The sequence below is a fragment of the Escherichia whittamii genome, from assembly GCF_014836715.1.
Taxonomy (GTDB): Bacteria; Pseudomonadota; Gammaproteobacteria; order Enterobacterales; family Enterobacteriaceae; genus Escherichia; species Escherichia whittamii.
In genome coordinates this window covers 37,084-56,331 of record NZ_JACSQI010000005.1, presented here as the reverse complement: position 1 = coordinate 56,331, position 19,248 = coordinate 37,084, and the positions used below count along the sequence as shown (strand labels likewise).

Genomic DNA, 19,248 nt, shown 5'->3' with positions numbered 1-19,248 from the left:
TATGGCCAACAAGGTAAAATTATATGGTCAGCTCAACGACTCCGTCATCAGGTGAATACTTGTTGGAAATGAGCGGTATCAACAAGTCCTTTCCCGGTGTGAAGGCTCTTGATAATGTCAATTTAAAAGTTCGGCCACATTCCATCCATGCTTTAATGGGGGAGAATGGTGCGGGAAAATCGACATTATTAAAATGCCTGTTCGGTATCTATCAAAAAGATTCCGGCACCATTTTATTTCAGGGTAAAGAAATCGATTTTCACTCTGCCAAAGAAGCGCTGGAAAACGGTATTTCGATGGTACATCAGGAATTAAACCTGGTATTGCAACGTTCGGTCATGGACAACATGTGGCTGGGGCGATATCCCACCAAAGGCATGTTTGTCGATCAGGACAAAATGTACCGCGAAACGAAAGCGATTTTTGATGAACTGGAAATTGATATCGATCCACGTGCGCGCGTCGGGACATTATCTGTTTCGCAAATGCAGATGATCGAAATTGCTAAAGCGTTTTCCTATAACGCGAAAATTGTGATTATGGATGAACCGACTTCTTCGTTAACCGAAAAAGAGGTTAATCATCTGTTCACTATTATTCGTAAATTAAAGGAACGCGGCTGCGGTATTGTCTATATCTCGCATAAAATGGAAGAGATTTTCCAGTTATGTGATGAAGTTACCGTATTGCGCGACGGTCAGTGGATCGCGACCGAACCGCTGGAAGGGCTGACGATGGACAAGATCATTGCCATGATGGTTGGTCGTTCTCTTAACCAGCGTTTCCCGGATAAAGAAAACAAGCCGGGGGAAGTGATCCTCGAAGTGCGTAACCTGACGTCACTGCGCCAGCCGTCGATTCGTGATGTCTCGTTTGACCTGCATAAAGGGGAGATCCTCGGTATTGCCGGGCTGGTGGGGGCGAAACGTACCGATATTGTTGAGACGTTATTTGGCATTCGCGAGAAATCTGCTGGCACCATTACGTTGCATGGCAAAAAGATCAATAACCATAACGCCAACGAAGCCATTAACCACGGATTCGCGTTGGTAACTGAAGAACGCCGCTCAACAGGAATTTATGCCTATCTGGATATCGGATTTAACTCGTTAATTTCCAATATTCGCAATTACAAAAACAAAGTTGGCTTGCTGGATAATTCGCGGATGAAAAGTGATACCCAGTGGGTCATTGATTCGATGCGGGTAAAAACGCCAGGTCATCGGACACAAATTGGTTCGCTTTCCGGTGGTAATCAGCAAAAGGTGATTATTGGTCGCTGGTTACTCACGCAACCGGAAATATTAATGCTCGACGAGCCAACGCGCGGAATTGATGTCGGGGCGAAGTTTGAAATTTATCAGTTAATTGCCGAACTGGCGAAGAAAGGCAAGGGGATTATTATTATCTCCTCTGAAATGCCAGAGTTGTTAGGGATAACAGACCGTATTCTGGTGATGAGCAATGGCCTCGTTTCCGGAATTGTCGATACAAAAACAACAACGCAAAACGAAATTCTGCGTCTTGCGTCTTTGCACCTTTAAGATTAGGGGCTTCCCATGAGTGCGTTAAATAAGAAAAGTTTTCTTACTTACCTGAAAGAGGGCGGTATTTACGTCGTTCTTTTAGTTTTGCTGGCCATTATAATTTTCCAGGACCCAACATTTTTAAGTCTGTTGAACTTAAGTAATATTCTTACCCAGTCATCGGTGCGTATTATTATCGCGCTCGGCGTGGCAGGGTTAATTGTCACCCAGGGGACAGACCTTTCTGCAGGTCGCCAGGTGGGGCTGGCGGCAGTAGTAGCGGCGACGTTATTGCAGTCGATGGATAACGCCAACAAAGTATTCCCGGAAATGGCAACTATGCCGATTGCGCTGGTTATTCTGATTGTCTGTGCTATTGGCGCGGTTATCGGTTTGATCAACGGCCTGATTATCGCTTATCTCAACGTGACGCCGTTCATAACCACTCTCGGCACGATGATCATCGTTTACGGCATTAACTCGCTCTATTACGACTTTGTTGGTGCGTCGCCGATTTCTGGTTTCGACAGTGGTTTCTCCACGTTTGCCCAGGGCTTTATTGCGCTGGGGAGTTTCCGGCTCTCTTACATCACCTTCTACGCCCTGATTGCGGTGGCGTTCGTCTGGGTACTGTGGAACAAAACCCGTTTCGGTAAGAACATTTTTGCAATTGGCGGTAACCCGGAAGCGGCGAAAGTTTCTGGTGTCAACGTTGGACTGAACCTGCTGATGATCTATGCGTTGTCTGGTGTGTTCTATGCCTTCGGCGGAATGTTAGAAGCCGGACGTATCGGCTCTGCCACCAACAACCTCGGCTTTATGTATGAGCTGGATGCTATCGCGGCGTGCGTGGTGGGCGGCGTATCATTCAGCGGCGGTGTGGGGACGGTCATTGGCGTGGTGACCGGGGTCATTATCTTTACGGTCATCAACTATGGTCTGACGTACATTGGCGTAAACCCGTACTGGCAGTACATCATCAAAGGGGCGATTATTATCTTCGCCGTGGCGCTGGATTCACTGAAGTACGCGCGTAAGAAGTGATGTGAAGGCGGGCATTGCCGGATGCAACGCTGGCGCGTTTTATCCGGTCTACAATGGGTTCAACATACTGATTTGTATGGTTTTGTAGGCCGGATAAGGCGTTTACGCCGCATCCGGCAATCGGTATCAAATGCCGGATGCGATGCTGGTTCTACAACGTTACCGGATGTTCTTTCTCACCTTTTTTAAACTTCACTTCCCCAAGATCAATACAACCAACCGGGCAGACGTGACCGCAAAGCAAACAACCGACGCATTTCTCGGTATTACAATGTGGCGTGCGCGTTTTCTCATTCCACTCCATTGCCTGATGACCGCCGTCGTAACAGGAAATATAACAGCGCCCACAGCCAACACATTTATCGAGATTGATGTTGGGATAGACGATATAACTGCGGTCTAAATCTTCTGCCGGAACAATATTATGATTCGCCAGCCCCACCATTTCCTGCAACGAGGCAAATCCCTGATCGGCAAGGTAATGCGACAACCCGCTCGTCATATCTTCCACAATGCGATAACCGTACTGCATAATGCCTGTGGTCACCTGCAACGTTGCCGCGCCGAGCAATAAAAACTCCGCTGCATCTTCCCAGGTTTCAATACCGCCGATACCGCTGATCGGGAAATCGCGCAGTTCTGGATGCGTGCGCATTTGCTGAATAAAGCGCAGGGCGATCGGTTTCACCGCTTTACCGGAATAACCGGAAATACTCGATTTACCGTTGACGATCGGCATACCGATTTTCTGATTAAGATCGATATTGGTGATGGATTTGACGGTGTTAATCGCCGCAATGCCGTCTGCGCCGCCGCGTTTCGCCGCCAGCGCCACTTCGCACATATCACCGATATTCGGCGTCATCTTCGCCAGCATTGGCAGCGTAGAACCACGTTTCACCGCTCGACAATATTTCTCTACCAGTTCCGGGCTTTGCCCGACATCGCTCCCCATCGCATGGGAAGTCATTTGCGGACAGGAGAAGTTACACTCGATCATATCGGCGCCAGCTTTTTGCACCAGACGCGCCAGATCTTCCCACTGTTGCTCATTTTCCCCCATGATCGAGGCGATCAATACTTTGTCGGGGTAATCTTCTTTCAGTCGACGCAGGGCAGCCAGATTCTCCTCCAGCGGATGCTCGGCAATCTGCTCCATATTTTTGAAGCCAATAAATCCGGTATCTTCTTTTACCAGATGATCAAAACGCGGCGAGACTTCATTAGCGATAAAAAAACCGATCGTTTTAAATACCACTCCGCCCCAGCCTGTGTCGTAGGCTTTGGCGCACATCTCGTAGCAATTGCCAACCGGCGAAGAAGAGAGGCAGAACGGGTTGGGAAACTTCACGCCGCAAAAGGTAATAGAAAGATCTTTCGTTAACATGAGCAAGCCCCCTCTAAATAATGATGAATCGCCTCGGCGGCTTCTTTCCCGGTCTTCACGGCATAAACTACGGTTTTGTCACCCTCAACAATATCGCCAGCGGCAAACAGTTGCGGGTCGCAGGTCTGGTAATTTTGCGTTTCGATGGTGTTACGCTGTGGTTCCAGTGCGGAAAAAGCAGCAAGTTCGGCATGTTGACCTACGGCGAGAATAATTTTGTCCGCCGCCATCGTTAGTTCACCTGGTAAACGAACATGCTTAAAGGTGACTTTATTGCTGTCTACTGCCACTGGCGTAAAGCCATCAATAATCGATACACCCAATTTCTGGGCGCTGGTGAACTCTTTCTTGCTTGCCGGAAACGCATCTAACTCTTCGCGCGCTACACAGGTCACCGCCTGACAACCAAGAACTTTCAGCGTGCTGGCAACGTCCATCGCGACATCGCCGCCGCCAATAATTAATGCGCTCTGTGGGATGCTGATATCACCTTGCGCCTGGCGCGCGCGTTGCAAGAAATCGACGGCTATTTCAACGTCGCTGTGTTCAAACAGCGGCAGACCAGAACCGCTCGATAACCCCACGGTGACCAGTACCGCTCGGTTTTCTGCTTTCAATTGTTCCAGCGTGAGCGTTTTACCAATCTCGTAATTGCACTTAATGGTCACACCCATTTTTTCGATACGGGCGATTTCTGCATCCAGCACCGATTGCGGCAAACGAAATTGCGGAATACCGTTACGCAGCCAACCACCTGGCTGTGCTTCTTTTTCATAAATCGTGACGTCGTATCCCCGGTTGGTCAGTGTCACACTAGCTTGTAATCCGGCGGGGCCTGCACCAATAATCGCCACTTTGCCGAGCGTTTTACTGCCGGGCTGATAAATTTCCATTCCGGTTTGCTGTTCGAAATCAGTAACAAAACGCTGTAAGCGACCAATATCAATCGGGTCGTCGACCCCGGCTCGTGTACAACCGCGCTGGCATAATTTTTCCGTCGGGCATACTCTGGCGCAAACGGCACCGAGCGCGTTATTTTCGCGAATTGTCTCGGCAGCACCTTTAAAGTTACGAAAATAAATGGAGCGAATAAATTTTCCCGGATCGGTTTGTGCCGGACAAGCCTGACTACAGGGCGCGTCGTGACATAATAAACAGCGAGAGGCTTCTTTAATCGCCAGTAAAGGCGTAAAAGCCGGAGTGAGTTCATCCAGATAATTTTGTTGCGGCATGTGATCTTCCTTAATGCTATAGGTAATTAAGGCGAGCGTTTAGTAAATATATGTACTGATATGAAGGCTAAGCGTGCGGGGAAATTTAAACTGTGAAAAGATTCACAAATAGCTGCGGTTAAGAATGTGATATCCGCAGCTTATCAGGTGAAGTAATAATTATTCTCAATAATTAACTGGAGAGGGGGATATTAACGATAGAAAATAAGATAAATAATCATGCCAACAGATAAAAGTCCGAAACCGCTATACGCCACCATATAAGCAAAGAAGAGCCGCGGATTTTTTTCGCGCCAGACATACACCGGTTCCGGCGAATTTTTAACTCGTTTATCAATCGCGCCAGCACGCCAGCCTTTCCACGCTTCGCGAAAACAAAATACAGGGATCAGGAAAAAAACGGCAACGACAAAAAACTGCTGTACATCCATAACTACTTTCCTTGTTTCTTTTGTAATTCAAGTAACTGCTCGGGCGTGACGGCGGGATAGCCCTGCGCATCTTCCGGCACTTGATGCATTGCCGGAATAGGGACCAATGGACCTAAAAAGCGCGGCTCACGTTTAAAAATATAAAGGTCAGCCAGTGCGCCGAAACGGGCGGCAAATTCGCGAATACGTACCGACCACATATCTTTTGGTGATGGTACGGCATAACACTGGGCCTGAATACCCATATGTAAAGCAATAAATAATGCCCGCTCACAGTGAAAACGCTGGGTGATAATAATGAAATCGTTTGTATCGAACACTTTGCGCGTGCGTACGATGGAATCCAGCGTTCGGAATCCCGCGTAATCGAGAACAATATCAGAGGGGTCGACGCCGGCGGCTATTAAATCTTTGCGCATGGTCATCGGCTCGTTATAACTTTGCAACGCATTATCGCCGCTAAGTAATAGATAGTTCACCTTACCGCTGTTATATGCATTAATCGCCCCCTGAATACGGTAGCGGTAATACTGATTAATGACTCCGGTGCGATAATACTTTGCCGTGCCAAGCACCACACCGACCTGACGGTAGGGGAGATCCTGCAATTCGTCGTAGATATAAGGCGCGGTTTTCCAGCTCATCCAGCGATCGAGGCCGAGCACAGTTAACAGCAGCAAGCCGATCATGACTAACAGGCTGTAGAACACGCGCTTTAACATGCAGAAAACTCGATCTTGGGGAATTTCAATCAGGCTACTTTACCTGCGGGCTTTGCGCAAGAAACGGCAAACTGTTTGCCGGGATTTTCGACACCGGGATAAGTTGGCAAGCCTGATGCGACGCCTGGCGCGTCTTATCAGGCCTACAAAACATACCAGACCAGTAGGCCGGATAAGCGTAACGCATCCGGCATAAGGCTTAAGCGAGGAGAACGCGGTCGATGTTGTTACAACCGAGGGCTTTCAGTGTTGCTGAGGTTGCATCCCATTGAATCAACGGTGCGTCGGCTTTTTCTGCCAGAATCGCGCGCTGAATATCCGGGTAATCATAACCTTTGAGATTCAACAGAATTAACGCGGCCTGTAACGGTGGCAGCGTAGGGTTGAACGCCGCGTTTTCCGCATAACTACCACTGAAAATACGGCCATCTTTACATTCCAGCGCCACTCCGCTGGGAGACTTGCTATAAGGCATGTGTGAACGGTTCGCCGCGGCAATCGCTGCCTGAGAAAGTGCATCGCCAGTTAACGTAAAGCCGTGATCCTGCTCGTCCATCAGCAGCGTTTTAATCTCCAGATCTTTTGGTCCAAAGGCATCCGGCAGATAGTCACGCAGTGCGTGCGCTTCGCGACCTGGTAGATGAATACGCAGATCCAGACCGCTGTTCAGTTCATTCATAAACTGACGGCAGTGACCACAAGGGGTGTAGTTAACGGTAATGGCCGCGAGAGCTTTCTCACCGCTTAACCAGGCGTGGCTGATTGCACTTTGTTCGGCATGAACGGTTTGCTGCATTGTTGCACCAATAAATTCCATATTGGCACCGAAATACCATGTACCACTCACGCCGCGTGCAATAGCGCCAACGTTAAAATTTGACAATGGCGTACGCGCACAGGCCGCAGCCAGCGGTAGCAGTGCGAAAGCCAGCGCGTCTTCGTCCAGCCCTGTTGCGCTCTTAAGCGAAGAGACTTGCTCCCCGGTCAACAAAGCGGGGAAGTACTTGTCTGCCAGAATAGGTTCCAGCGCAGATTGCAAGTTATCCGCAAGTTGGGCAAAAGCAGTTTGAAAACGTGGATGCATGGCGTTGCCTCATAATCATGTAATGGGATAACAGTTTACGAACCTGTTATGGCTTTATATGTGATCTGAATCTCATTAATCATGCAACGCGTGAAACTTGCATCGAAAATGCGCGACGCATCGCAAATTTTAGCGCATTACTGCCAGGATAATCGGGAAAAGAAACGGTGCGAGCAGCGAGGTAATAATCCCGCATAGCACCAACGCCAGCGAACTAAATGCGCCTTCCTGATAATCCAGTTCGGCACAGCGTGCCGTACCGAGGGCGTGAGAAGCCGTCCCCATCGCCAGACCGCGCGCCGCTTTAGTACGAATACGCATTGCATTAAGCAACGTATGACCAAAGACCGCGCCGAGGATCCCGACGAAAATGACACAAACTGCGCTAATTGCCGGAATACCGCCAATACTCCCGCCGACCGCCATCGCAATTGGCGTAGTGACCGATTTCGGTAAGATTGACGCAGCAATTTCCGGTGAAGCCCCCATCAACAATGCCACGCAAGTCCCCGTCACCATCGCTACCACGCTGCCGACAAAACAGATGGTGATGATTGATTTCCAGCGGGCGCGGATCTGATGCAGCTGTTCATATAAAGGATAGGCCAGCGCGACGACTGCCGGTTGCAGCAGATCGTTTAACACTTCGCTGCCTTTAAAGTAGCTGTCGTAAGAGATGCCGGTCAGCAAGAGAAAAGGAATGATCACCACCATTGCCACCAGTAACGGGTTAAGCAGTGGAAACTTATACCGCGCTGCCAGTTTGCGTGCGGCAAAAAAGACAATCAACGTTAGTGGTAATGACCACCAGATATTTGCCATCATTCTTCTGATCCTTTCTGACCTACGACTTTACGTTCACCGTGCACCAGGTGCGAGCTCCAGCTCACCACCAGAAAAACCACCAGCGTACTGACTGCACAGGAAACTACTACCGGGCCAAACTGCGCGCGTAGTAAATCAAAATATTGCATTACGCCTACGCCAATAGGCACAAACAATAGCGCCATATAGCGAATTAAAACGTAACACCCCGGATTGACCCACTTCGCCGGAAGAATTTGCAAGGCCAGCAGGACAAACAGGATTAACATCCCGATGATGCTGCCCGGAATGGTTACCGGTAGCAGGGATGCAATGAAAATGCCTGCATACAGGCAGGCATAAATCAGGACGAAAGCGCGTAAATATTGCCAGATAATGTTCAGTGTCTTACTCATAATCAACACCCCAGATGAGATGGATTCATCATACAATTAATTCGTAAAACGTGCTACCGATCACATTAAGAATTCATCGCTTATTTTTCGCGCCTGGGTATGACGATGTGAGCAGCGAACTCAGGCAAATCTGCTTTTTCGCAACAGCAAGTGTGTTTGCCATAGATCAAGCATAGAGAGGGATTGTAGCTTTGCAGTAATCTCACTCGGCAGACCTTTAATCCGCTGACCGGAGGCGCTAACATAGCGCCTCATTTTTTTGCGGGTGATGATATGCGTGTGTTACTGGCGCCAATGGAGGGGGTACTTGACTCTCTGGTGCGCGAATTGCTGACCGAAGTTAACGACTACGATCTGTGCATCACTGAGTTTGTTCGCGTGGTGGATCAACTGCTGCCGGTAAAAGTTTTTCATCGCATTTGCCCTGAGCTACAAAATGCCAGCCGTACTCCTTCAGGGACGCTGGTGCGCGTACAGTTGCTGGGGCAGTTCCCGCAATGGCTGGCAGAGAATGCCGCCCGTGCGGTGGAATTAGGTTCCTGGGGCGTGGATCTTAACTGCGGCTGCCCGTCGAAAACGGTTAACGGCAGCGGCGGTGGGGCAACGTTGCTGAAAGATCCTGAACTCATCTACCAGGGCGCGAAAGCGATGCGCGAAGCCGTACCGGCGCATTTGCCCGTCAGCGTGAAAGTGCGTCTGGGCTGGGACAGTGGCGAGAAGAAATTTGAAATTGCCGATGCTGTTCAGCAAGCTGGAGCTACGGAACTGGTCGTGCATGGGCGGACAAAAGAACAGGGTTACCGTGCAGAGCATATCGACTGGCGGGCGATTGGCGAGATTCGCCAGCGGCTGAATATTCCGGTGATTGCCAATGGTGAAATCTGGGACTGGCAGAGTGCGCAACAATGCATGGCTATCAGCGGCTGCGACGCGGTGATGATTGGGCGCGGGGCGCTCAATATTCCCAACCTGAGTCGGGTGGTGAAATATAACGAACCGCGAATGCCGTGGCCGGAGGTCGTTGCATTGCTGCAAAAGTATACCCGTCTGGAGAAACAGGGAGATACCGGGTTATATCACGTCGCGCGGATTAAGCAGTGGTTGAGTTATTTACGTAAAGAATATGATGAAGCAACGGGATTATTTCAGCATGTGCGGGTGTTGAATAATTCCCCTGATATCGCAAAGGCTATTCAGGCAATTGATATTGATAAGCTGCGATAATAGTGGAATCGCAGCATATTAGAGACAAGGAATCGCTTATTCAGCTTCATCGTTTTGTTGCGCTCCTTTCATGTTCTAAGCCATATATTGCAACTGGCGCAAGGAGCGCGCAGGGGGCGGCCAATCGCCGCCGCCCCCTGCACCCCCGGGCTCTGGCGAACAAAATCGCCGCTGCGCGGTACCCTCGGCTTATCCCTTACGGCTACCGGGTCGGGCGCGAGGTAACATCCCTGTAAGACGCGCCCTCAGCCCACATCCATGTGGGCTGCCACGGCCTCCAGGGAACGCCTCGGCGATTTTGACGCCACCAACACCGGAGCTGTTTGTAAATCAAGTACACAAAACATCTAATACTATCCAGACTACCTATCTGCCATATCTGGTTTATCTGATATTCTAAAATATCATCTTAAATACGCCAGTCACCACCAGTAGCCCAATCAGGAAAATAATCAATACTGCCCAGAGTATAATTTTCATTGGCGTTCCTTTATTTGTGAGTGCTGAATAAGTATAGGTAAAAATGAAACCCTTTGCCGTTATCCATAAACGATTAAGATAAATCAGAGAATATCATTCACTTGCTGTATATTTTTCTGGATATGTCGCTTTATTTCCACTGATGTATTGCCACGCGAAACTAAAAAATATATCGCCACACACGGTAATCTCCGCGCACCGTTTCTTACCTGATTATTCCCTATGAATCGTGATTCATTTAATGCAGCAAGCGTCTGTTTTCCGCTTTTAATTTTGTTGGCAGGATGTGCGCCTGTACACGAAACTCGTCAGGCGTTAAGCCTGCAAACGCCTGCCACGCAAGTGGACACAGCGTTACCTGCGGCATTGAAAAACGGTTGGCCAGACAGCCAGTGGTGGCTGGAATACCACGATAATCAACTCACTTCCTTAATTAATAATGCAATACAGAACGCGCCGGATATGCAGGTAGCTGAACAGCGCATTCAACTGGCTGAAGCGCAGGCGAAAGCAGTAGCGACCCAGGATGGCCCGCAGGTAGATTTTTCTGCGGATATGGAACGGCAAAAAATGTCAGCTGAAGGGTTAATGGGGCCGTTTGCCCTGAACGATCCAGCAGCTGGCACCACGGGACCCTGGTACACCAACGGTACTTTTGGTTTAACGGCAGGCTGGCATCTTGATATCTGGGGAAAGAATCGGGCGGAAGTCACTGCTCGACTGGGGACGGTTAAAGCGCGGGCGGCTGAACGTGAGCAGACCCGGCAATTGCTGGCTGGCAGCGTGGCACGCCTGTACTGGGAGTGGCAAACCCAGGCGGCGTTAAACACGGTCTTGCAGCAAATCGAAAAAGAGCAGAACACCATTATTGCGACCGATCGCCAGCTCTATCAGCGTGGAATTACCTCTTCGGTTGAAGGTGTGGAAACCGATATTAATGCCAGTAAAACCCAGCAACAGCTCAACGATGTCGCGGGTAAGATGAAAATTATCGAGGCGCGATTAAGTGCGCTCACCAACTATCAGCAAAGCGCATTGAAGCTACATCCGGTCGCGTTGCCGAAAGTGGCAAGCCAGCTTCCTGATGAACTGGGATATTCCTTGCTGGCCCGGCGGGCAGATTTGCAGGCGGCACATTGGTACGTCGAGTCGTCGTTAAGTACCATCGACGCAGCAAAAGCGGCATTTTATCCCGACATCAATCTGATGGCCTTCCTGCAACAGGATGCTTTGCATTTAAGCGATCTTTTTCGTAGCTCCGCCCAACAGATGGGCGTCACGGCGGGGCTGACATTGCCAATATTCGACAGCGGCAGGCTTAACGCCAATCTTGACATTGCGAAAGCCGAAAGCAACTTGTCGATTGCCAACTACAACAAAGCCGTGGTCGAGGCGGTGAATGACGTGGCGCGGGCGGCGAGTCAGGTTCAGACACTGGCAGAGAAAAACCAGCATCAGGCGCAAATTGAGCGCGATGCTTTGCGTGTGGTGGGGCTGGCGCAGGCGCGATTTAACGCGGGTATCATCGCTGGTTCCCGCGTTAGTGAAGCCAGAATTCCGGCGCTTCGCGAACGAGCCAACGGCCTGCTTTTACAAGGGCAATGGCTGGATGCCTCCATTCAACTCACCAGTGCGTTGGGCGGGGGCTACAAACGCTGAGGCTATGCGCTTTCTATACTTAACGTTTAGTCAGCGTCAGGCGGAGAACCCAATGGCACAGGTCGCGATTATTACTGCTTCTGATTCAGGGATAGGTAAAGCGTGCGCGTTATTACTGGCGCAGTAAGGTTTTGATATTCAATGGGTAATATTTTTTTTAGGCATGATAAGACGCGCAAGCGTCGCATCAGGCATAGAGCACCTGTTGCCGGATGCGGCGTGAACGCCTTATCCGAGACAACAGCTTTACGCCTGATTATCTGGCTTTTTCTTCCCTCGCCGTTTCAGCCACCAGCGAACGCCAACCACCAGAGCCACAGCCAGAATCAACCAAACCCAGTGTTTTAGATGCTGGTCAAGATCGTGCAACCACGGCGCAATCACCTGACCACCTGCGTAGCCAATAGTGGTAAAAATCAGCGCCCAGGCAAATGCGCCGAGAATATTCAGCGGTAGAAATATTTTCGGCGGAAGCTGACTGGCGCCAATCAGCGTCGGACCAATCACCCGAAAGCCATACATAAAACGTGTACCAATAACAAACAGATACGGATGACGTTGGATCAGCTTTTGGGCATGCTCGATTTTGTCCTGATGTTTTGAGAAGCGTCGTAACAGCTTGCCGCCAAACTGCCGTCCACACAGATAAAGCGCCTGGTCGCCAATCATGCCGCCAAGTGCTACGGAAAGTACCACCAGCGGGAATTTCAGTAGCCCCTGATGTACGGCAACACCACCGAGCAAGGTGACGGTTTCACCTTCAGCCAGACTGCCAAGTACCAGCGCGGCATAACCATATTGTGAGATGAGTGTATTGAGATCCATAAGCCAGTCTGTCTCCCTTTGGTTGCCTGTAAGCATACACCCAGTGAATTATTTGCGCAGAAAAAGCCCCACTGTGTGGCGCACTAATTTAGTAATCGCACAAAAAATAATCACAAGCTGACTTATACTTGAACTGTCAGGTTCATGAACTCACAACAAGGGGGCGGTATGAGCCATGTCTGGGGGCTGTTTTCCCATCCCGATCGTGAAATGCAGGTGATTAATCGTGAAAACGAAACGATTTCTCATCACTACACCCACCACGTTTTGCTGATGGCGGCGATTCCGGTGATTTGCGCTTTCATTGGCACCACGCAAATCGGCTGGAATTTTGGCGATGGTACTATCCTGAAGTTATCCTGGTTTACCGGACTGGCTTTGGCTGTCTTGTTTTATGGCGTTATGCTGGCTGGGGTCGCGGTGATGGGGCGAGTCATCTGGTGGATGGCGCGCAATTACCCACAGCGCCCGTCGCTTGCGCACTGTATGGTCTTCGCGGGATACGTCGCGACGCCGCTGTTTTTAAGCGGTCTGGTAGCGCTTTACCCGCTGGTCTGGCTGTGTGCTCTGGTCGGCACGGTGGCGCTGTTTTACACGGGGTATCTGCTTTATCTCGGTATTCCAAGCTTCCTGAATATCAACAAAGAGGAAGGTCTTAGCTTCTCCAGTTCGACACTGGCGATTGGCGTGCTAGTGCTGGAAGTCCTGCTTGCTCTTACCGTCATACTATGGGGGTACGGTTATCGTCTGTTCTAGAAAGTTCTTTTGTGTTGCATTGCTGGCGTAAATGTCAGCAATGCAGCATTTCCTCACGATTCTCCTTTGACGACCGCACTTTTTGCTCGTTATGATGGCTTCGCTAGCCTCAGTAAATCCTTACTCCGGCGGTGCGCAACCCGTGCGCGTGAACCACTATTTGAATGCTCATCATGCCGAAATTTCGAGTTTCTTTATTTAGCCTGGCCCTGATGCTGGCTGTGCCTTTTGCACCGCAGGCCGCTGCGAAAACGGCAGCCGCTGCCACCGCTTCGCAGCCGGAAATTGCTTCCGGTAGCGCGATGATTGTTGATCTCAATACCAACAAAGTGATCTATTCGAACCACCCGGATCTGGTGCGTCCGATTGCCTCAATCACCAAATTAATGACCGCGATGGTTGTGCTGGATGCGCGACTGCCGCTGGATGAAAAATTAAAAGTAGACATCAGCCAGACGCCGGAGATGAAAGGGGTCTATTCGCGCGTACGACTGAATAGCGAAATCAGCCGCAAAGATATGCTGCTTCTGGCGCTGATGTCCTCAGAAAACCGCGCGGCGGCGAGCCTGGCACATCATTATCCTGGCGGTTATAACGCGTTTATTAAAGCAATGAATGCGAAAGCAAAAGCTCTCGGGATGAACAACACGCGCTTTGTTGAACCGACCGGGCTATCGGTGCATAACGTTTCAACTGCACGTGACCTGACCAAATTGTTGATTGCCACCAAACAGTATCCGTTGATCGGTCAGTTAAGTACCACCCGTGAAGATATGGCGACCTTCTCTAACCCGTCGTATACGCTGCCGTTCCGCAATACTAACCATCTGGTGTATCGCGATAACTGGAATATCCAGCTAACCAAAACCGGCTTTACCAATGCAGCAGGGCATTGCCTGGTGATGCGCACGGTTTTTAATAATAAACCGGTGGCGCTGGTGGTGATGGATGCGTTTGGCAAATATACCCATTTTGCCGATGCCAGCCGCCTGCGTACATGGATTGAAACCGGCAAAGTAATGCCCGTTCCGGCAGCGGCGTTGAGCTATAAAAAACAAAAAGCCGCCCAGATGGCGGCGGGGCAGACGGCACAAAACGATTAAGTTTAATCACTGTTGGTATTGCCTGATGCGACGCTTGCGCGTCTTATCAGGCCTACAAAATGCGCCGTACCTGTAGGCCGGATAAGGCGTTTACGCCGCATCCGGCAGTCGGCGCACGATGCCTGATGCGATGCTGGCGCGTCTTATCAGGCCTACAAAATGTGCCGTACCCGTAGGCCGGATAAGGCGTTTACGCCGCATCCGGCTATATTTACTTCACTTCCTGCCAGTTTTTCCGTTTACTGGTTTTACCGATCCCAGGATTCATACTGTTGGTCGGATCATTCTCGCGATAGAACTTCTGCAGCGTCTCCGGTGCTTTATACAAATGACCGACGTTATGCTCGGCAGGATATTGCGCGCCGCGCTGGCGTAACAATTCCAGCATCTGTTCCTTCAATGCATGCACATCCACGCCTTTCTTAACGATGTAATCCTGGTGGAAGACATAGCACATAAAATGCCCGTAATAGAGCTTATGCACCAACTGACTGTCGATTTCCGGCGGCAGATGTTCATACCACTCGGTGTCATTACGCCGCAGAGCAATATCCAGTGCCAGAATGTCTTCGACTTCATCGGAATGTACCGCCTGATAACGTATCGCTGCACCCGCAGCCGCGAAACGGTGTAAAAACGCTTTATTACCTTCCTCCGGCGTACAGACAAAGAAATCGCCTTCGGCCTGTTTGAAAAAATCTACCAGCCAGGATTTTGCTTCGCCCACGCCATCCCCCGCCATTTTTAACAGCAGATGATGTTCATATTTATCGCGCCAGCTTTTCATGCGCGGCGGCAAATGACTGGGGAACAAATGACTGAATTTCTGCATGGCGAGATCGGTAAAGTGTGGACGGAAGAACTTTACCTTCTCCAGCATCGCATCGGTACGTCCCTTGATATTAAAGAATAGCGGCATCTTGTCGGTGCCTAGCTTATCGATCATCAGGAAGGTGTCTTTGCCGTATTTTTCTGCAATATCGTAGATATCCCGGTGCATGTATTCCCCGGCAACCGGCAGATTTTTAAAATTGGCCAGAATATGGCGGCGGATCTCGGTCAGTACTTCCGGCTGATTGGTGCCGATGTAAAACACCTGCTGGTTTTTTTCCGCTTCGAAGGTGTCAAGACGTACCGCGAATACTGCCAGTTTTCCGGCGCAACCGGAGGATTCAAACAGGCGATCCGGGTCGGCGTTATAACGTGCGGGAGTGTCGGCTTCAATATCTCGTACGCGGTGAACATAGTCATAATCATGAGCGTGGCGGCCATCGTGGCGCACATCATCTTCTTTTATGCGATCGTCATCCAGCTTACTGAGGATTTGCTCCGGCGTTTCGCCCAGATCAATCCCCAGATGGTTAACCAGCGTCAGCTTGCCGTTTTCATCTATGCGCGCGAACAACGACATTTCGGTATACGCCGGGCCACGCTGCACCAGCGAGCCGCCGGAGTTATTACATATGCCGCCAATAACCGATGCGCCAATACACGATGAACCAATCACCGAGTGCGGTTCGCGACCTAATGGTTTGAGGGCTTTTTCCAGCGAATAGAGCGTGGTGCCAGGATATGCCAGCACTTGTTCGCCCTTACCGAGAACATGCAGCTTGTCGAGGCGCAGGGTGCTGATGATAACGATATCGCGATCATAATCGTTACCGTTTGGCGTGGAGCCTTCGGTCAGACCGGTATTGGCGGCCTGCATCAGAATAATTTTGTCGGCGGTGACGCAGGCTTTCAGTACTCGCCACAATTCCAGTAGCGAGCCAGGGAGAACAACGGCCAGTGCGTCACCCTGACCGGAGCGGAAGCCCTTGCGATAGCGGGCCGTTTTTGCGGGATCGGTGAGCAGGTGTGAATGACCGACCAGACGGGCAAGTTCATTCAAAAAGGTTTTATTATCAGTTGTTGTCATGGAAGACATTTTCCACTCCTTGTGGTGGCGAAAAAATATCACCAACTAGAATAGCGCCTTGTATGACAATTCAGCGAGTGAATATTTTGAAAATTCAGACAATAAACTGAGCTTTCTTTTTCTCTCTCCATCATGCTTATGGCAAACTACCGCTTTTGCACCATTTTCGCTGCCACGTCGGGCAACAGAGGAAGAATAATCCACATGAAATGGCTATGTTCAGTAGGTATCGCAGTGAGTCTGGCCCTACAGCCAGCACTGGCGGATGATTTATTCGGCAACCATCCATTAACGCCCGAAGCGCGGGATGCGTTCGTCACCGAACTGCTCAAAAAAATGACGGTTGATGAGAAAATTGGTCAGCTGCGTTTAATCAGCGTCGGCCCGGATAACCCGAAAGAGGCGATCCGCGAGATGATCAAAGAAGGGCAGGTTGGCGCAATTTTTAATACCGTCACACGTCAGGATATCCGCGCCATGCAGGATCAGGTGATGGAACTGAGCCGCCTGAAAATTCCTCTTTTCTTTGCTTACGACGTGCTGCACGGTCAACGTACTGTCTTCCCGATTAGCCTCGGTCTGGCGTCATCTTTTAATCTTGATGCGGTGAAAACCGTAGGAAGTGTTTCTGCCTATGAAGCGGCGGACGATGGCCTGAACATGACCTGGGCGCCGATGGTCGATGTCTCGCGCGATCCGCGCTGGGGTCGCGCTTCTGAAGGTTTTGGCGAAGATACGTATCTGACCTCAATTATGGGTAAAACCATGGTTGAAGCGATGCAGGGCAAAAGTCCGGCGGATCGCTACTCGGTGATGACCAGCGTCAAACACTTCGCGGCTTACGGCGCGGTAGAAGGCGGTAAAGAGTACAACACTGTCGATATGAGTCCGCAGCGCCTGTTTAATGACTATATGCCGCCGTACAAAGCGGGGCTGGATGCAGGCAGCGGCGCGGTGATGGTGGCGCTGAACTCACTCAACGGCACGCCTGCAACTTCTGACTCCTGGCTACTGAAGGATGTCCTGCGCGATCAGTGGGGCTTTAAAGGCATCACGGTTTCCGATCATGGCGCAATCAAAGAGTTGATCAAGCACGGTACGGCGGCAGACCCGGAAGATGCGGTGCGCGTGGCGCTTAAGTCCGGGATCAACATGAGCATGAGCGACGAGTACTACTCGAAGTATCTGCCTGGTTTGATCAAGTCAGGCAAAGTGACCATGGAAGAGCTGGACGACGCCGCCCGCCACGTATTGAACGTTAAATATGATATGGGGCTGTTTAACGATCCATACAGCCATCTTGGTCCGAAAGAATCTGACCCTGTTGATACCAATGCCGAAAGCCGCCTACACCGCAAAGAAGCGCGTGAAGTGGCGCGCGAAAGTCTGGTGCTGCTGAAAAACCGTCTCGAAACGCTGCCGTTGAAAAAATCTGCCACCATTGCGGTGGTTGGCCCGTTGGCGGACAGTAAACGTGACGTAATGGGAAGCTGGTCAGCAGCCGGTGTCGTCGATCAATCCGTGACCGTGCTGACCGGGATTAAAAATGCCGTCGGTGAAAACGGCAAGGTGTTGTACGCCAAAGGGTCGAACGTCACCAGTGATAAAGGCATTATTGACTTCCTGAATCAGTATGAAGAAGCGGTAAAAGTCGATCCTCGTTCTGCGCAAGAGATGATTGATGAAGCGGTACAGACCGCGAAGCAATCTGATGTGGTGGTGGCTGTGGTTGGTGAAGCCCAGGGGATGGCGCACGAAGCCTCCAGTCGGACCGATATCACTATTCCGCAAAGCCAGCGCGATTTGATTGCGGCGCTGAAAGCCACTGGAAAACCGCTGGTGCTGGTGCTGATGAATGGCCGTCCGCTGGCGCTGGTCAAAGAAGATCAGCAAGCAGACGCGATTCTGGAAACCTGGTTTGCCGGGACTGAAGGGGGTAATGCGATTGCCGACGTGTTATTTGGTGATTACAACCCGTCCGGAAAGCTGCCGATGTCCTTCCCGCGTTCTGTTGGGCAGATCCCGGTTTACTACAGCCATCTGAATACCGGTCGTCCGTATAATGCCGACAAGCCGAACAAATACACTTCACGTTATTTCGATGAAGCAAACGGGGCGCTTTATCCGTTCGGTTATGGCCTGAGCTATACTACTTTTACCGTCTCTGATGTGAAACTTTCTGCCCCGACCATGAAGCGTGACGGCAAAGTGACCGCCAGCGTACAGGTGACGAACACCGGAAAACGCGAAGGGGCGACGGTGATTCAGATGTACTTGCAGGATGTGACCGCTTCCATGAGCCGCCCGGTGAAACAGCTGAAAGGCTTTGAGAAAATCACCCTGAAACCGGGCGAAACTCAGACCGTCAGCTTCCCGATCGATATTGAGGCGCTGAAGTTCTGGAATCAGCAGATGAAATATGATGCCGAGCCAGGCAAGTTCAACGTCTTTATCGGCACCGATTCCGCACGCGTTAAGAAAGGTGAATTTGAGTTGCTGTAATTCTTTAGCGAGGGCGCGAAGCTTGCGCCCTTTGCCTGATGCGCTGCGCTTATCAGACCTACAGGATGGTTGCAATTTGTTGAATTTTCAACGTTTGTAGGTCGGGTAAGGCGCTCGCGCCGCATCCGGCAAGAA

The 19,248-nt window shown here is 50.5% G+C and carries 17 protein-coding genes and 1 pseudogene; 8 read left to right on the top strand and 10 right to left on the bottom strand.

Annotated features, from left to right (window positions below; translation table 11 throughout):
• Positions 1–23 precede the first annotated feature (23 nt).
• Together mglA and mglC are read left to right on the top strand one after the other, a co-directional pair.
• The gene (gene mglA / locus H9644_RS09860) at positions 24–1,544 is read left to right on the top strand and encodes a galactose/methyl galactoside ABC transporter ATP-binding protein MglA (RefSeq protein ID WP_191774375.1); all 1,521 of its coding nucleotides are present in this window, start codon (positions 24–26) and stop codon (positions 1,542–1,544) included.
• A 15-nt stretch (positions 1,545–1,559) separates the two neighbouring features.
• A complete protein-coding gene (gene mglC, locus H9644_RS09855) occupies positions 1,560–2,570 on the top strand; it encodes a galactose/methyl galactoside ABC transporter permease MglC (protein ID WP_001275110.1) in 1,011 nt (336 codons plus the stop codon).
• Positions 2,571–2,721: 151 nt separating this feature from the next.
• Here mglC and preA read toward each other — a convergent pair whose 3' ends face one another.
• From preA to H9644_RS09820, 7 genes are all read right to left on the bottom strand, one after another.
• Entirely contained in the window at positions 2,722–3,957 is a 1,236-nt protein-coding gene (gene preA / locus H9644_RS09850; RefSeq protein WP_064526841.1) for an NAD-dependent dihydropyrimidine dehydrogenase subunit PreA, read from the bottom strand.
• Positions 3,951–5,189, bottom strand: a complete 1,239-nt coding sequence (preT, locus tag H9644_RS09845) for an NAD-dependent dihydropyrimidine dehydrogenase subunit PreT (RefSeq protein ID WP_064526843.1) — start codon at positions 5,187–5,189, stop codon at positions 3,951–3,953. Before preT ends, preA begins: the two co-directional genes overlap by 7 nt.
• Before the next feature lie 191 nt (positions 5,190–5,380).
• Complete coding sequence (locus H9644_RS09840; RefSeq protein ID WP_064526844.1) at positions 5,381–5,620, bottom strand: DUF2542 family protein; 240 nt, start codon at positions 5,618–5,620, stop codon at positions 5,381–5,383.
• Between the two features lie 2 nt (positions 5,621–5,622).
• The gene (gene sanA / locus H9644_RS09835; protein ID WP_064526846.1) at positions 5,623–6,342 is read right to left on the bottom strand and encodes an outer membrane permeability protein SanA; all 720 of its coding nucleotides are present in this window, start codon (positions 6,340–6,342) and stop codon (positions 5,623–5,625) included.
• 199 nt (positions 6,343–6,541) lie between these two features.
• Positions 6,542–7,426, bottom strand: coding sequence for a cytidine deaminase (gene cdd, locus H9644_RS09830; protein ID WP_105289006.1), 885 nt, complete (start codon positions 7,424–7,426; stop codon positions 6,542–6,544).
• Positions 7,427–7,555: 129 nt separating this feature from the next.
• Positions 7,556–8,251, bottom strand: a complete 696-nt coding sequence (locus H9644_RS09825; RefSeq protein WP_064526850.1) for a CidB/LrgB family autolysis modulator — start codon at positions 8,249–8,251, stop codon at positions 7,556–7,558.
• Positions 8,248–8,646 carry a CidA/LrgA family protein gene (locus H9644_RS09820; RefSeq protein ID WP_064526852.1) on the bottom strand — a complete coding sequence of 133 codons (399 nt, stop codon included), beginning with the start codon at positions 8,644–8,646 and terminating at the stop codon, positions 8,248–8,250. The genes H9644_RS09825 and H9644_RS09820 overlap by 4 nt, the downstream gene beginning before the upstream one ends.
• A gap of 273 nt (positions 8,647–8,919) precedes the next feature.
• Here H9644_RS09820 and dusC point away from each other — a divergent pair, with 273 nt between their 5' ends.
• Positions 8,920–9,870, top strand: coding sequence for a tRNA dihydrouridine(16) synthase DusC (gene dusC, locus H9644_RS09815; RefSeq protein WP_064526854.1), 951 nt, complete (start codon positions 8,920–8,922; stop codon positions 9,868–9,870).
• A gap of 396 nt (positions 9,871–10,266) precedes the next feature.
• Here dusC and yohP read toward each other — a convergent pair whose 3' ends face one another.
• Positions 10,267–10,350, bottom strand: a complete 84-nt coding sequence (gene yohP, locus H9644_RS21575) for a small membrane protein YohP (protein ID WP_000691708.1) — start codon at positions 10,348–10,350, stop codon at positions 10,267–10,269.
• 222 nt (positions 10,351–10,572) lie between these two features.
• On the opposite strand from yohP, the gene mdtQ reads away from it, so the two are divergent.
• Positions 10,573–12,009: a multidrug resistance outer membrane protein MdtQ gene (mdtQ, locus tag H9644_RS09805; RefSeq protein WP_191774373.1), complete on the top strand. Its 1,437-nt coding sequence runs from the start codon at positions 10,573–10,575 to the stop codon at positions 12,007–12,009.
• Between the two features lie 52 nt (positions 12,010–12,061).
• Positions 12,062–12,133: pseudogene (locus tag H9644_RS21570) on the top strand (hypothetical protein); the annotation flags it as partial.
• A gap of 122 nt (positions 12,134–12,255) precedes the next feature.
• Here the strand turns inward: H9644_RS21570 and H9644_RS09800 are convergent.
• On the bottom strand, positions 12,256–12,834 hold the full coding sequence (locus tag H9644_RS09800; RefSeq protein WP_064526857.1) for a DedA family protein: 579 nt from the start codon (positions 12,832–12,834) through the stop codon (positions 12,256–12,258).
• Positions 12,835–13,002: 168 nt separating this feature from the next.
• Between H9644_RS09800 and H9644_RS09795 the strand changes: the two genes are divergently transcribed.
• Entirely contained in the window at positions 13,003–13,590 is a 588-nt protein-coding gene (locus H9644_RS09795) for a Yip1 family protein (protein WP_001295454.1), read from the top strand.
• Between the two features lie 173 nt (positions 13,591–13,763).
• Positions 13,764–14,693, top strand: coding sequence for a D-alanyl-D-alanine endopeptidase (pbpG, locus tag H9644_RS09790; protein ID WP_064527004.1), 930 nt, complete (start codon positions 13,764–13,766; stop codon positions 14,691–14,693).
• A 211-nt stretch (positions 14,694–14,904) separates the two neighbouring features.
• Here the strand turns inward: pbpG and dld are convergent, their stop codons facing one another.
• Entirely contained in the window at positions 14,905–16,620 is a 1,716-nt protein-coding gene (dld, locus tag H9644_RS09785) for a D-lactate dehydrogenase (RefSeq protein WP_191774371.1), read from the bottom strand.
• Between the two features lie 195 nt (positions 16,621–16,815).
• On the opposite strand from dld, the gene bglX reads away from it, so the two are divergent.
• A complete protein-coding gene (bglX, locus tag H9644_RS09780) occupies positions 16,816–19,113 on the top strand; it encodes a beta-glucosidase BglX (RefSeq protein ID WP_191774369.1) in 2,298 nt (765 codons plus the stop codon).
• Positions 19,114–19,248 lie beyond the last annotated feature (135 nt).

Coding starts and splice junctions, on each gene's coding strand:
- dld (WP_191774371.1), bottom strand. CDS start 16,620: ATGTCTTCCATGACAACAACTGATAATAAAACCTTTTTGAATGAACTT.
- H9644_RS09825 (WP_064526850.1), bottom strand. CDS start 8,251: ATGATGGCAAATATCTGGTGGTCATTACCACTAACGTTGATTGTCTTT.
- dusC (WP_064526854.1), top strand. CDS start 8,920: ATGCGTGTGTTACTGGCGCCAATGGAGGGGGTACTTGACTCTCTGGTG.
- pbpG (WP_064527004.1), top strand. CDS start 13,764: ATGCCGAAATTTCGAGTTTCTTTATTTAGCCTGGCCCTGATGCTGGCT.
- bglX (WP_191774369.1), top strand. CDS start 16,816: ATGAAATGGCTATGTTCAGTAGGTATCGCAGTGAGTCTGGCCCTACAG.
- mglA (WP_191774375.1), top strand. CDS start 24: ATGGTCAGCTCAACGACTCCGTCATCAGGTGAATACTTGTTGGAAATG.
- H9644_RS09820 (WP_064526852.1), bottom strand. CDS start 8,646: ATGAGTAAGACACTGAACATTATCTGGCAATATTTACGCGCTTTCGTC.
- mglC (WP_001275110.1), top strand. CDS start 1,560: ATGAGTGCGTTAAATAAGAAAAGTTTTCTTACTTACCTGAAAGAGGGC.
- preT (WP_064526843.1), bottom strand. CDS start 5,189: ATGCCGCAACAAAATTATCTGGATGAACTCACTCCGGCTTTTACGCCT.
- sanA (WP_064526846.1), bottom strand. CDS start 6,342: ATGTTAAAGCGCGTGTTCTACAGCCTGTTAGTCATGATCGGCTTGCTG.
- preA (WP_064526841.1), bottom strand. CDS start 3,957: ATGTTAACGAAAGATCTTTCTATTACCTTTTGCGGCGTGAAGTTTCCC.
- cdd (WP_105289006.1), bottom strand. CDS start 7,426: ATGCATCCACGTTTTCAAACTGCTTTTGCCCAACTTGCGGATAACTTG.
- H9644_RS09795 (WP_001295454.1), top strand. CDS start 13,003: ATGAGCCATGTCTGGGGGCTGTTTTCCCATCCCGATCGTGAAATGCAG.
- H9644_RS09840 (WP_064526844.1), bottom strand. CDS start 5,620: ATGGATGTACAGCAGTTTTTTGTCGTTGCCGTTTTTTTCCTGATCCCT.
- mdtQ (WP_191774373.1), top strand. CDS start 10,573: ATGAATCGTGATTCATTTAATGCAGCAAGCGTCTGTTTTCCGCTTTTA.
- H9644_RS09800 (WP_064526857.1), bottom strand. CDS start 12,834: ATGGATCTCAATACACTCATCTCACAATATGGTTATGCCGCGCTGGTA.
- yohP (WP_000691708.1), bottom strand. CDS start 10,350: ATGAAAATTATACTCTGGGCAGTATTGATTATTTTCCTGATTGGGCTA.